Genomic DNA, 11,904 nt, shown 5'->3' with positions numbered 1-11,904 from the left:
TGTGATGCTGAAATGACCCACTCGCGTAGGTATTGGCATGTGCTAATTTTCCTTTGCATGTGCAGAGGTGAGTTTTGAGCGCCTCCGGACTGACCGGGGACGAGCTGATCGCGGTGCTGGCAACGCTGGCCAACCCGCACCGCTTGCGGGTGGTTGCGGTGCTGGCACGCGAGCGCAACTACGTGAGCCGGCTGGCCCGCGAGTTGGGCATCAGCCGCCCGTTGTTGCAGGTCCACCTGCGGAAGTTGGAGGCGGCCGGCCTCGTGTCGTCGCACCTTGAGCTATCGGAGGACGGAAAGGCGATGAAGTTCTACGAGGTGAACCCGTTCCGGTTCACGTTGACACCAGAGGCGCTGCAGGAGGCCGCGCGAACGCTGCGCATCTCGGGCGGGAGCGAGCGGGACGGGCAGGAGGAGTCACAGGTATGAGCGGGAACGACGCGGTCGAGGTCATCGGGACGATCGGCATGTTCACCCTGGTCATCGCGGTGATCGTCACGATCATCGTGCAGGTCGCACGGACTGCCCGAGAACGGGCGGTTGTCGCCCGCGAGGGCGAGTACCGGAGGCTGGCCGAAACGTCGGCGCAGACCCAGGAAGGTATCGAGCGTCGGTTGGCCGAGGTCGGTGGCCGGCTCACGCAGATGGAGACCCGGATGGCCGCCATGGAGCGGGTCCTCAAGGACGTCGAGTAACGCCGTAAGGCTCTGGGCCGCCGAGCGCCAACTCGGCGGCCCAGGTTGAGGAAGAAGGACCACCTCGCCCACGGGCGAGTTCTCTCGGGATCACTCCTTCAGGGAAAGGACAGCAGTTCATGCTGCGCGCTGGCAAGTCGACCAGTCATGCCCCGGACGGCGGCGCCCAGGGCCTCTCGCCGGTCACGGATGGTCCACCACATCGGGGCTCGCTGATCGAGCGAGCCGTGGGATGGTCGGCCCAGCATCCGGTGCTGGCGATCACAGGCTGGCTCGCCCTCATCGTGGTGGCGCTGCTGTCGAGCGCGCTGATCAGCGGCGAGGATGCCCACTCCACCGATCCGGGTGGTGCGGGACGGGCGCAGATGGCACTACGTGCGCAGCGGGTGTACGAGCCACTGCGGGAGAGCGTGCTCGTGCAGGCCCGCCAGCCGGGCGGGCCGAGGCTGACCGACGATCCGGAGTTGCGCGCGGTCGTGACACAACTGGTGACGACTCTGCGCCAGGTGGGCGGGGTGACCGACGTACGCTCACCGCTCGAACCGGGCGGTGAGCGGCTCGTGTCGGCGGACGCCCGCTCGGTCCTCGTCACGTTCCAGTTGACCCCGGACGACCAGATACGCGCCCACTACTACGCCGCGGTCAAGGTTGTGAGCACCCTGGCCGCCGGCCACCCCCGGGTACGGCTCGCCGAGGCAGGGGACGAGAGCCTCTCGGTCGCGGTCGATCAGGGCATCAAAGGCGACTTCAAGCGGGCCGAGTTCTTCTCCTTTCCGCTGACTGTGGTGATCCTGCTGACCGTGTTCGGTTCGCTGCTCGCTGCCGGCATCGATGTGCTGCTCGCCCTGACCACCGTGGCGGGCACGTTTGGCCTGTTGATGACGATCGGCCACTGGGTACCGGTCAACAGCGCCACCTCATCCTTGGTTTTGCTGATCGGAGTCGCCGTAGGGATCGACTACTCGCTGTTCTACCTACGCCGGTTCCGGGAGGAACGGACGAAGGGACGAGCTGTCGCCGACGCGCTGGGGGTAACCGCGCGCACCTCGGGCCACGTGGTGATCCTCTCGGGCCTGACCGTGATGCTGTGTCTGGCCGGGCTGGTCTTCACCGGACTGGACAACTTCAAGGGGCTGACGGTCGGCACTGCCGCGGTGGTCGGGTTGGCGATGGTCGGTTCGGTCAGCGTGCTGCCCGCCATACTCGCTCTGCTCGGCCGGCGGGTGGACGCCGGGCGCATCCCGTGGCTGGGCCGGCGCCGGGCCTCCGCCGTTCGATCCCGTACGTGGGCCGCTGTGGCCGGTGCCGTGGTCCGCCGCCCGTTGCTGTGGGGCGGTCTGGCGACCCTGGCGCTCGTGCTGGCGGCGCTACCCGCGCTCGGGATGAGGCTGCAGGACGCTGCGCCCACCAACAGCCTGACCCGGAGTGTCCCCACCGTGGACGCCGCCATCCGCATGCAGGAGGCGTTCCCGGGCGCGGCCATGCCGGCCCACGTGGTGATCTGGAGCGACCAAGGCGGTCAGGTCGACGGCCCCGCCGTCCGGAAGGCGATCGACGAGCTGCGCGGCCGGGTCGCCACCGACGCGGACGGGCTCGCCGAGCCGATCGCGGTGGTGCCTGTCGACCGCGTACTGGTGTTGCGGGTCCCGCTGGCCGGGTCCGGCACCGACGCCACGTCCAATCAGGCACTGGAGACACTCCGCAACGTCGTGCTGCCCGCGACCATCGGCCAGGTCGCAGGCGTCGACTACGCAGTGTCCGGCCGCACGGCGTTCGCGTACGACTTCGCCAATACCGTGGCCAGCCGTACGCCGATCGTCTTCGCCTTCGTCCTCGTGCTGGCATTCGTCCTGCTCGTGGTGACCTTCCGCTCGTTAGCCATCCCGATGGTGTCGATCCTGCTGAACCTGCTCTCGGTCGGCGCCGCCTACGGGGTGCTGACGTGGATCTTCCAGGAAGGTCACCTGGCCTCGCTGCTCGGCTTCTCCGCCTACGGGGGCGTCGTGAGCTGGCTGCCGCTTTTCATGTTCGTGCTGCTGTTCGGCCTCAGCATGGACTACCACATCTTCATCCTCAGCCGGGTCCGCGAACGCTGGTCCTGCGGTGCGGCCGACCGCGCCGCCATCGTCGACGGCATCGCCTGCAGCGCGGGGGTCGTCACCAGCGCCGCCGTCATCATGACGGCCGTCTTCAGCGTCTTCGTCACGCTCAGCGCGATCGAGTACAAGATGCTCGGCGTCGGCATGGCCGTGGCGATCCTGATCGACGCCACGGTCATACGCGGTGTGCTCCTGCCGGCGGCGCTGGCGCTGCTGGGCGTACGCGCCTGGGCGCTGCCGCGGTGGCTGCGGTGGCAACCCGGCGCGCCGTCGCGACGAGCCGAGCGTCACTGGTGAGTGACGAGGGTGACGAACTCGTCTCCGCGCCACGCAGCGCCCGCGACAAGCTGTGCGGCGAGCTGGCGCTTGCGATGGATGCTCCCCGGGGCGCACTCAACGCGGCATGAGAGTGCCCGGTGACGGCCCCTCGACGCGGCGAAGCGAAGCACCCGGATGCCGGGCGATGTCTCGCGAGGGAGCGACACTCAGCGGGCGGGAACCGGCTCGGACGACGGCCGCCACTCTCGCCTGATCAGCCCGTAGACCCACGAGTCAGAGACCTCGCCGTTCACGACGCAGTCTTCCCGCAACGTCCCTTCACGCACGAACCCGAGCTTCTCCAGCACGCGGGCAGATGCCACGTTGCGCGTATCGGCCTCAGCCTGGACGCGATTAAGGTCCAGCGTGTCGAATGCCCACCGTAGCAACACGCGCGCGGCCTCCGTCGCGTAGCCGTGGCCCCAGGCTGCATCGTCGAAGCAGTAGCCCAGCGACGCGCTGCGGTAGTCCGGATTCCACCGGTTCAGGCTGCACCAGCCGATGAACGCCCCGTCGGAGACACGATCCACGGCCAGCCGCACCCCGGTGCCCCCCTCTGCCATCTGCCGGCAAGCCGTGATGAACCGCTGGGCACGCACGCGTTCGCTCCACGGCGGCGAGTCCCAGTAGCGCAGGACGTACGCGCTGCTGTGCAGCGCGAAGAGGTCGTCCGCATCCGCGTCGTCGAAGGGACGCAGCCGAAGGCGAGCGGTGTGCAGCGTGGGGGCGGGCAGCGACATGGGCGTCATGTTCCCTCCGGTGATTGGCGGCCGATCAATCAGACATTCGGTGCCGGCCACTCGCAATGGGTTTTCTCGGCGGGCGCGCAGAACGACGTGCCCGCTCATCGGCAAGATCCGTGCGCCTAGGTGTCGCGGATCAGGTGGCCGACGACTGTCGCACATCAGCCGACGGAGCACATCGACGGCACCCCTGCTCTGCTGCCGTGACCTCCTAGAGGTCAAGGCGCGCCGCGAGCGGCGCGCACCGCCCCGTCCTCGTCCTCGTCCTGCGGGCGGCCTGGCGGCCGTCCTCGGACGGGCCGGCGCGGCCACAGGCGGTCGGCATGGCTGGCTTGGGTCATCTCAGGCTGAGGTCTCTCCAGGGGCGCTGCCCCTGACCCCCGGTCCTCACTCCGGGAGTGGAGCGCCGGGCTGCCTGCTTGTAATCGGGCGGTTAGGGCTTCAAGTCCCCTCGCTGGCTCAAAACCGCAGGTCAGAGGCGGTGCCGGACCGGTGCCGCTGTCTCGACCGTCTTCCGGAACACATGCGAGCTCACCCAGTCATAGCTGGCCGCATCGAACACCGCCCGTAGCTCTGCCTGGGTGTTCGACGGGTCCCGTAGCCCGCCCATCGGTGCGGTGAACACCGGCTCGACCTCCCGGACCGAGACCGCGCCGTCCTGCAGGACGTTGACCTTCAGGACCCAGCTGTCGCGACGCTCACGCCTTGCGCTCAGCATGTTCACCGCCCAGGACGGCAGCTCGAGAGTCCGCTCACTCCCGCGCCGCTTCGGCCGCAGCTTAAGGATCAGCGCGCCTCGCTTTCTCTCTCCGCGGCCCCGTCTAACCGTGTCCGGATGTAAGTGGTTCCTGGCCAGATCAAGGCGGGGTCGCACGCCGATCTGTGCGCACCATGTAATCAAGAGGTCTTCGCGAGGAAGATCAACTATCGGGGAAGGGGGCGACATGCCAGAACAGACATGCCCCTTGGCGCTGGGCAAGGCGATAGAGACGGCGGGCGGCCGGGACAACCTCACCGAGCGCGAGCTGCAGTTGCTCGACCTCGGCGTGCGCGCCGGCCTCCAACGCGCCCATGACGTGATCGCCCAGAGACTGCGCGAGCGGCCCTTCACGGTGGCCGAGTAGTCACGCGGCGGCGGCGCGGCAGCGACTGACCTGCACCGGTGGCCGAGGCCGAGGCGCCGGCGGGGTGCGGGCGACGTGCAGGGCGCCCGCGAGGGCGACGCCGTCCACGTGGCCGACGCCGCGCCGAGTGAAGCGCCAACTGTCGCCGCTGTCGACCTTGGGCGCCGACCGACCATAGAACGCAGAAGAGCCCCGGCCATCACCGGCGCGGGGCTTCTTCTTGCATCCCCCGCATGCGCGAGGACTAAGAACAACCTGCAGGTGGCCGCCTACGCGCCGGAAGCTGAGGTCAAGCACAGGCGGCAGAGGGGTGTGCAGGACCCGTTCACGGGTCTGCCTACCCGCTGAACTCAGCCGACTCAGGGCCTTTAGTTCCCTTGTCCGATATCTGTGGATAGCCCTGTGGACTCAACGGCCTCATTCTTTGAGGGGCCGGGAGGTATCGGCTTACAGGTCCTGAGACCTGGGGATCCGCTTGCGTACCCGTTGCGGGCATCCTTGTTTTTGACCACGTGGTCGGATGCGGCGTCGTTCTGGAAATGACGCCCGTCCGGAGGTCCACGGCTCTCAGCCGGTCGAGGGCAGGGGACCGCGCTCGAGGATTTCGGCGAGGAGTTCGGCGGTGGTGGTGAGATGTTCCTGGTTCCAGGTCCATATGCTCCACCCCAGGTGGGTAAAGCCGATCTGCAGCTCGTAGCAGTGGTGGCGTATGGCGGCGTCGACGAGGGCGCTCTGGTCGGCTCGTAAGCCTGGGTCCTGGAGCAGTCCTGACAGCGGGTCGGTGGCGGCGATCCCCGGGTAGAACACGGGCCCCCAGACACTGCACCAGGCGGCGTCGTAGAGGAAGTCACCGCGTAGCGAACACTTCCAGGAAATCACCGCTTGAACCCGGCGACAGTCCGGACTCACCAGCACGTTGCCGTGCAGGAGATCACCGTGTATGAGATCGCGGCGCTCGGGGCAGGCCGCGACCAGCGTCCTCACCCTGTCGCAGACTGCAGTGGACAGGGCCGCGAGCTTCGGGTCGGCGTCCAGGGCGGCGCGCCATCCGTGCACCCGATTGCCGGGATCGTCCACGAGCCTGGCGAGGACAAGCTCCCGCCAACTGCGGACCGGCGCGCCTGCCGGATGCCACATCACCGGGGTGCCGGGTGATGCGGGTACCCGGTAGAGCGCGACGAGCAGGCGGGTGAGGGTTGTCAATGGCCAAGTGCGTGTCCCCGCTGGTGGCCATCTAAAAGTCCCCGTTCCTTGTCGTGATCAGCTTGTTGTGGGGTGGTTGCCTCCTCGGGTTCGGGCTTGTCGCATGCGGTAGCTCTCCCCGTCGGTGACCACGGTGTTGCAGTGGTGGAGGAGCCGGTCGAGGAGGCTGACGGCGGTGGTGTGTTCGGGTAGGAACCGGCCCCATTGTTCGAAGGGCCAGTGGGAGGCCACGCCGAGGGCTCGGCGTTCGTAGGCGGCGGCGATGAACCGGAAGAGGAGTTGGGTGCCGGTGTTGTCCAAGGGCGCGAAGCCGAGTTCGTCGATGATGACGAGGTCGTTTCGGAGCAGGGTTTCGATGGTCTTGCCGACGGAGTTGTCGGCGAGTCCTCGGTAGAGGGTTTCGACGAGGTCGGCGGCGCATGTGTAGCGGACCCTGTGGCCGGCTTGGACGGCGGTGACGCCGAGCGCGACGAGTAGGTGGGACTTTCCTGTGCCGGCCGGGCCGATCAGGCAGAGGTTCTCCCTGGCCGGGATCCACTCCAGGGAGGTGAGGTAGTCGAAGGTTGGTTGTGGGACGGAGGAGACGCTCAGGTCGTACTCGTCCAGAGTCTTCATGACCGGGAATGTCGCGGCCTTGAGACGGTTGCGGGCGTTGGAGTCCTCCCTGGCGGTGATCTCGGCCTCGACGAGAGTGCGGAGCAGCTCCTCCGGCGTCCAGCGTTGGGTCTTGGCCGTGCGGAGCAGTTCGGGGGCGAGCGTGCGCATCGCGGCCAGCTTCAGCCGGCGCAGCCCGTCGGTCAGGTCCGCTGGTAGGGCGGGCGGGGTCGCCGCGGTCATGAGCTCATCTCCTTTGCAGGATTGGTGGTGGGTTGGTTGTGGGGGGTGGTGGGTGTGATCGCGTAGTCGGCCAGAGAACGGGTCGGGACCGGCGGGAAGTCCAGCACAAGGGCCTCGCCCGGTTCGGCTGGCTGTGGTGTGCCTGGCCCGGCGGCCAGGATCGAGCGGACATCGCTGGACTTGAATCGGCCGAACGCGACGGCTCGCCTCAATGCGTCCAGCACGGCGTCGCGGCCGTGGGCGGCCTGCAGCGCGGCGATGTCGGCGAGCTCGCCCTGCAGGCGGGAGTTCCCGGACGCCGCGGCGCCTTTGATGAACGCCTGCGCGGGCTCACCGAGTGCGCAGAAGTCCTTCTCTGCTTGGGTCTTGGCTCTCACCGCGCGCGCCGGGACGTTGGGCCGGGGGCCGCCGTAGTGGTCGTCGATGATGCTGGCCTCGCCCGGTGCCACGAGCCGGTGCTCGGCCAGGACCTGCCCGGTGCCGGGGTGGAGGATCACCAGCCTGCCCCCGCCGGTCTGGCTCGCGGCGGGGCTGGTGTCGGTCACCACCTCCACGGTTGCGCCGATCATCGATGTTGGCACTGAGTACCGGGCCGAGCCGAACCGCACGCAGGAGAGCCGGTCGACCTTCCGGCAGATCGCAGAGCCCAGCCGCGGGCGCAGCGAAGGCAGCTCGCCCAGCTGCCCGCGCTCGATGCCAAGCCGCTCCGCCGGCACAGCCCAGATCTCTGAATGCCGTACAGAGTTGACCTCCTGGCACCACTGGGCCGCGGCGGCGTTCGCCGCGGACAGGTCGCCTAACGGTGCCTGCGGAAGCAGCAGATCGGTCTTGGCGTAGCCGACCAGCCTCTCCACCATGCCCTTGGACTGTGGATCCGCGGCCTCGCAAAAGTCCGGGCGGAACCGGTAGTGGCCGGCGAACCGCACATACTCAGCCGTTGGCACCACGACGTTCGCGACGATGCCGGCGCGCAGGCACCCCATCCGGTCCGCGAGCACCACCGCAGGCACGCCACCAACGGTCTCAAAGCACTCGGCCAACAACCCCAACGTGGTCTCGGCCCGCTCGTTGGACGCGAACCGGACGAACCGGAACCTCGACCACGCCAGGACCGCGCAGAACACGTGCACCCCGAGCTCGACTCCCCAGTCGATCAGCAGATGCTGGCCCGGCGCCCATACCCCGGGCCTGCGTCCACGGTGATTGTCCTTACGCCATTGGCCTTTCGCATCCGCCACCAGACGCCGGAAGTTCCGCGCCGACCCGGCATACCCGGCCGCGACCGCCACCGGTAACAGCCGCTTGGCCGAGATCCTCCCGCTCGTGGCCTCCACCCGTGCGGCCACCAGGTCAGCGACCTCGTCATAGTTGTGCCCGCGCGGCTCGCGCTCCGAGGCCACGTCCCCGCCGGCCTCCTGCCGCTCGATCACCCGTTTCACGGTCTTGTGAGACACGCCGCACATCGCGGCCGCGCCCCGATACGTGCCTACCTCACGGTAGGCAGCGATGATGTCCATACGTTCCCTCGCAGAAATCACTGGGGAGCTCCCTGAGCGGTGCGGTGACTGGCTAGACACCGCCACCGTCACCGCTCAGGGCCACAACCCCCGGCCGACACGCGGGACTAGCAGCGAGGATGGGGACTTCTACCTGGCCACCAGTGGGGACCTAGAACTGGCCACCAGTGGGGACTTTTTCATGGCCATGGACAAGGGTGGGGGCGACGGCATCGGCGCGCTCGACCGGTGTGTCCTCGAGGAACCGCCCGTGATGACGTACCGAGATGGCGTAGGCCCGCCCGGTCGGTGTGGTGCCCACCTCCCTGACCTGCGGCACCGGCAGATCCGCTCCGTTGAAGGCCGTAGCCATCCGGTCGGCTTCGTACCAGGAACGTTCACGACCGAAGCGGATCACCAACTCTTCCTCGCCCGCGCGGTAGGCCCATGCCGATGACCACGCCCCGCCGGCGAGTGGCTCCAGGTCGCTGGGAGTGCCGCCGGAGTGCTGGGCGAGGAATTCGGCGACCTCTTCGTACGTGGGCTGTTCCATCCCGCCAGTATCAGCCCAGGTCGTCGCAGGCCCTTTGGTGTACACGGGCACGATCGCCGGAGTCGTTATTGGCGAGGCTTACACCGGCCTGCGCTATCGCGTCCCACTCGGCGAGCCCGACATCCGGCGGCGGCGCAGGATCGCACTGCTTGTCGGACTGCACGTCGTCTCGGAGCTTGCCCATTAGACTCCCGCACCCCGCTCGTCAGCGAGGGACGCCACGGAGGCGGTCAGGTCCTCGACACCGGGGGGCCGCGCATCACCTGGCACATGCACGCGGTCATTGAGAGCCGGCCCCAGGGCGAGCAGCGCGGGTATGCCGCCGAAAGGCGTCGCCACGTTGACCTGCCACGCCGTCGGCGCAACGGTCTAGCATGCCGGCGACCAGAGCGGCGGAGGGGTTCGATCATGGATGCGACAGAGCGCGCCACGATGATCAAAAGCGAGCTGCACCGGTGCCTGCAAGGCGCCAGGAGCAGCGTGCTGAGCAAACTGGACGGCCTCGGCGAACACTCGCTACGGCGACCCATGACACCGACCGGCACCAATCTTCTCGGCGTTGTGAAACACCTCGGCATGTTGGAGTACGGCTACCTCGGTCAGGTCTTCGGACGCCAGCACATGTTCGCCATTAGGCGAGTTTGGCCACCCACGGATGATCCGTTCCGGCGAGGCTAGAGAGGGTCTCGGCAAGCCAGTTCCGATCCTGGCTGGCCAGCGCTGGCACAGAGGCCTCGAAGTCAACGTCGTCCTTTGGTCGCCTGGTGAGGCCCTTGTAGAGGAGCACAAGCTCCGGCCTTAGGTACGGGATTCCAGCATCGGTAACGCCGACGGCTTCGTCATACGGGCGACGGACCGATCGGTCCATCTGACACACCCACGTCTCACCGTCGTATTGGCTGCGTATGATGTCGGCCTTCCATGCGCCTGTCCGAGGGTCTCGGACGAATGTCTGCGGGTTGTCGAAGTAGGCCCCACCGGCCGCATCAGCCGGCCACAGACAGTTGGGACCCATGACGAAGAACTCGTAGTCGGAAAGCCATGCGCGCAGCCGATCGAGCTCGAACTGCGGGATGGCGATCTCCAGATCATCATGGGCCCGTTCCGGCCGCACGCTGGCGAGATCGAGTGCCCAGCCGCCCACCACGCACCAACGGACGTCCACCCCGTCCAGGAGTCCCGCGAGTTCCTGAGGTGTCCAATGATCCCCATACTCATCGGGCTGGCGCGGCATTGGCTTCTGATACACGTTCCACCTCGATCGCGGTCTCGGTCGATTAGGGCCAACAGCAAACCGCAGCGCCAGGTCGACCACAACCCTTGACCCAACGGCTGCGAGCCGGACGACGATGAGCACCGGTGTGGCGCGTCGTCCGATCAGCTGCTCGCTCCGATGCTGGGAGCTGGGTCGCTTATCGCGTCACGCTGCCGAGCCTGGTCCGGGAAGGAGTTCGACGTCGCCGGCGTGCATCGGCTGTCCGCAGTGTGCACAGCGCAGGTCGACACGGCTGATCTCCCCGCACGCGTGATGGCGGTAGAGCACTGGCGGCCCAGCCTCGCCCGCGAGCCACTTGTCCCCCCAGCTGGTCATGACCATGAGCAGGTCGACCAGCTCGGTGCCCTTGGCCGTCAGGTGGTACTCATAGCGCGGCCGCTGGTCGTAGGGACGGCGCTCGAGCACGCCCTGGTCGACGAGGTGGTTGAGCCGTTCGGTCAGAACCTTGCGCGAGATCCCGAGGTCGGCCTGGAGCTGGTCGAACCGACTCATGCCTACCCATACATCACGCAGGACCAGCGGGGACCACGGTTCCCCGATCACGTCGAGGGTGCGCGCGATGGAGCAGGCCATTTCCCCGAACTTCGTGCGTTGCATGAGGTCAGTCTAGCGATTGGGGTTCCCTTACGAAACTCTAAATGTTATGGTCGTGGAGTCTCTTGAAGGAACCCGAAGAGGAGTCTCCAGGATGAGCAAGGTCTTCAGCGCCCACGCGGTGTCGGTCGACGGATACATCACCGGGCGCGACCCGGGCGCTGGGCGCGGGCTGGGCGAGGGAACGATGTTGTTCGACTGGTACTTCGATGGCGACACACCCAGTCAGGTGTTCGACGGGTTCAAGCTGAGTGGGGCCAGTGCCCGCGTCTTCGACACCCACGCCGGACGCGTGGGTGCGGTCGTGGCAGGGCGCAACGCCTACGAGGACTCCGACCATTTCAGAGGCGGCAGCCCGCACCCGATGGCCCGGCTGTTCGTCCTCAGCCATCGAGCGGCGCCGGAGATATCCGAGCGGCAGACCATGGTCACCACCGGCATCGAGGACGCGATCGCGGCGGCACGCGAGGCCGCCGGGGGCAAGGACGTCGGCCTGATGGGCGGCGGCGTGCTGACCTCGGCGCTGGAGGCGGGCCTCGTCGACGAGGTGATCCTCCACCAGGTGCCCGTCCTGCTGGGCGGCGGTCGCAGTTTCTTCCAGGAGCTCCCGAAGCACGTGCGCCTGCGCCTGGTTGAAGCCGTCCCGGCGCCCGGCGTGACCCACCTCCACTACGAGGTGGTCCGGTGATCGTCGTCCGTACATCAGTGCTGCACTCCGCGGTGAGGAACCGCGGTCGCTGTACGCGGACGATGGCGGCGACAGCTGCTACGCACCTCGGGCCGGGCGCGCGATCGCCCTGCTGACGACCGCGGAAACCCTGCGGCACGACACCTACAACGTCACCAGCGGCCGACCGGCCCCGGCGACAACCCCTTCCTCGACACCACTCGGCTCACCCACGAGACCGGCTTCGCGCCGAGGTTCCACGTCGCCACGGCGGTCGCCGACTACGTCCCTTGGCGCGCC

General features: G+C 67.8%; 15 protein-coding genes. 7 read left to right on the top strand and 8 right to left on the bottom strand.

The annotated features are described in order from the left end of the window. The first annotated feature begins 74 nt into the window (after positions 1–74). The 3 genes from HEB94_RS45860 to HEB94_RS45850 all read left to right on the top strand — a co-directional run bounded on the left by HEB94_RS45860 (position 75) and on the right by HEB94_RS45850 (position 3,090). Positions 75–428, top strand: a complete 354-nt coding sequence (locus tag HEB94_RS45860; protein WP_192755646.1) for an ArsR/SmtB family transcription factor — start codon at positions 75–77, stop codon at positions 426–428. Further along, complete coding sequence (locus tag HEB94_RS45855; RefSeq protein ID WP_202896895.1) at positions 425–694, top strand: hypothetical protein; 270 nt, start codon at positions 425–427, stop codon at positions 692–694. The genes HEB94_RS45860 and HEB94_RS45855 overlap by 4 nt, the downstream gene beginning before the upstream one ends. Positions 695–813: 119 nt before the next feature. Further along, positions 814–3,090 (top strand): MMPL family transporter, encoded by a 2,277-nt coding sequence (locus HEB94_RS45850; protein ID WP_192755645.1) that lies wholly within the window; start codon positions 814–816, stop codon positions 3,088–3,090. Between the two features lie 188 nt (positions 3,091–3,278). On the opposite strand, the gene HEB94_RS45845 is transcribed toward HEB94_RS45850, so the two are convergent. Together HEB94_RS45845 and HEB94_RS45840 are read right to left on the bottom strand one after the other, a co-directional pair. Beyond that, entirely contained in the window at positions 3,279–3,959 is a 681-nt protein-coding gene (locus tag HEB94_RS45845) for a GNAT family N-acetyltransferase (protein ID WP_238361805.1), read from the bottom strand. Positions 3,960–4,326: 367 nt separating this feature from the next. After that, positions 4,327–4,572 (bottom strand): hypothetical protein, encoded by a 246-nt coding sequence (locus tag HEB94_RS45840; protein WP_192755644.1) that lies wholly within the window; start codon positions 4,570–4,572, stop codon positions 4,327–4,329. Positions 4,573–4,798: 226 nt separating this feature from the next. Here HEB94_RS45840 and HEB94_RS45835 point away from each other — a divergent pair, with 226 nt between their 5' ends. Further along, the gene (locus HEB94_RS45835) at positions 4,799–4,978 is read left to right on the top strand and encodes a hypothetical protein (RefSeq protein ID WP_192755643.1); all 180 of its coding nucleotides are present in this window, start codon (positions 4,799–4,801) and stop codon (positions 4,976–4,978) included. 567 nt (positions 4,979–5,545) lie between these two features. Here HEB94_RS45835 and HEB94_RS45830 read toward each other — a convergent pair. The 4 genes from HEB94_RS45830 to HEB94_RS45815 all read right to left on the bottom strand — a co-directional run bounded on the left by HEB94_RS45830 (position 5,546) and on the right by HEB94_RS45815 (position 9,067). Next, positions 5,546–6,181 (bottom strand): phosphotransferase family protein, encoded by a 636-nt coding sequence (locus HEB94_RS45830; RefSeq protein ID WP_238361804.1) that lies wholly within the window; start codon positions 6,179–6,181, stop codon positions 5,546–5,548. A 57-nt stretch (positions 6,182–6,238) separates the two neighbouring features. Continuing rightward, a complete protein-coding gene (gene istB / locus HEB94_RS45825) occupies positions 6,239–7,018 on the bottom strand; it encodes an IS21-like element helper ATPase IstB (protein WP_192753444.1) in 780 nt (259 codons plus the stop codon). Beyond that, the gene (gene istA, locus HEB94_RS45820; RefSeq protein WP_192755642.1) at positions 7,015–8,556 is read right to left on the bottom strand and encodes an IS21 family transposase; all 1,542 of its coding nucleotides are present in this window, start codon (positions 8,554–8,556) and stop codon (positions 7,015–7,017) included. Before istA ends, istB begins: the two co-directional genes overlap by 4 nt. 130 nt (positions 8,557–8,686) lie before the next feature. Then, positions 8,687–9,067 carry a phosphotransferase family protein gene (locus HEB94_RS45815; RefSeq protein WP_238361802.1) on the bottom strand — a complete coding sequence of 127 codons (381 nt, stop codon included), beginning with the start codon at positions 9,065–9,067 and terminating at the stop codon, positions 8,687–8,689. 37 nt (positions 9,068–9,104) lie between these two features. Here HEB94_RS45815 and HEB94_RS45810 point away from each other — a divergent pair, with 37 nt between their 5' ends. Together HEB94_RS45810 and HEB94_RS54025 are read left to right on the top strand one after the other, a co-directional pair. After that, positions 9,105–9,254, top strand: a complete 150-nt coding sequence (locus HEB94_RS45810) for a hypothetical protein (RefSeq protein ID WP_192755641.1) — start codon at positions 9,105–9,107, stop codon at positions 9,252–9,254. A gap of 83 nt (positions 9,255–9,337) precedes the next feature. Then, positions 9,338–9,745 (top strand): mycothiol transferase, encoded by a 408-nt coding sequence (locus HEB94_RS54025; RefSeq protein WP_337918437.1) that lies wholly within the window; start codon positions 9,338–9,340, stop codon positions 9,743–9,745. Here HEB94_RS54025 and HEB94_RS45800 read toward each other — a convergent pair. Beyond that, positions 9,699–10,316, bottom strand: coding sequence for a nucleotidyltransferase domain-containing protein (locus HEB94_RS45800; RefSeq protein ID WP_192755640.1), 618 nt, complete (start codon positions 10,314–10,316; stop codon positions 9,699–9,701). The two genes, HEB94_RS54025 and HEB94_RS45800, sit on opposite strands and share 47 nt — an antisense overlap. 171 nt (positions 10,317–10,487) lie before the next feature. Further along, on the bottom strand, positions 10,488–10,940 hold the full coding sequence (locus HEB94_RS45795; protein WP_192755639.1) for a winged helix-turn-helix transcriptional regulator: 453 nt from the start codon (positions 10,938–10,940) through the stop codon (positions 10,488–10,490). A 91-nt stretch (positions 10,941–11,031) separates the two neighbouring features. Between HEB94_RS45795 and HEB94_RS45790 the strand changes: the two genes are divergently transcribed. Beyond that, the gene (locus HEB94_RS45790; protein WP_192755638.1) at positions 11,032–11,625 is read left to right on the top strand and encodes a dihydrofolate reductase family protein; all 594 of its coding nucleotides are present in this window, start codon (positions 11,032–11,034) and stop codon (positions 11,623–11,625) included. Positions 11,626–11,904: the final 279 nt, after the last annotated feature.

This window comes from Actinopolymorpha pittospori, assembly GCF_014873875.1.
Lineage (GTDB): Bacteria > Actinomycetota > Actinomycetes > Propionibacteriales > Actinopolymorphaceae > Actinopolymorpha > Actinopolymorpha pittospori.
The sequence above is the reverse complement of the archived record's forward strand: the minus strand, read 5'-3'. Positions and strand labels throughout refer to the sequence as shown.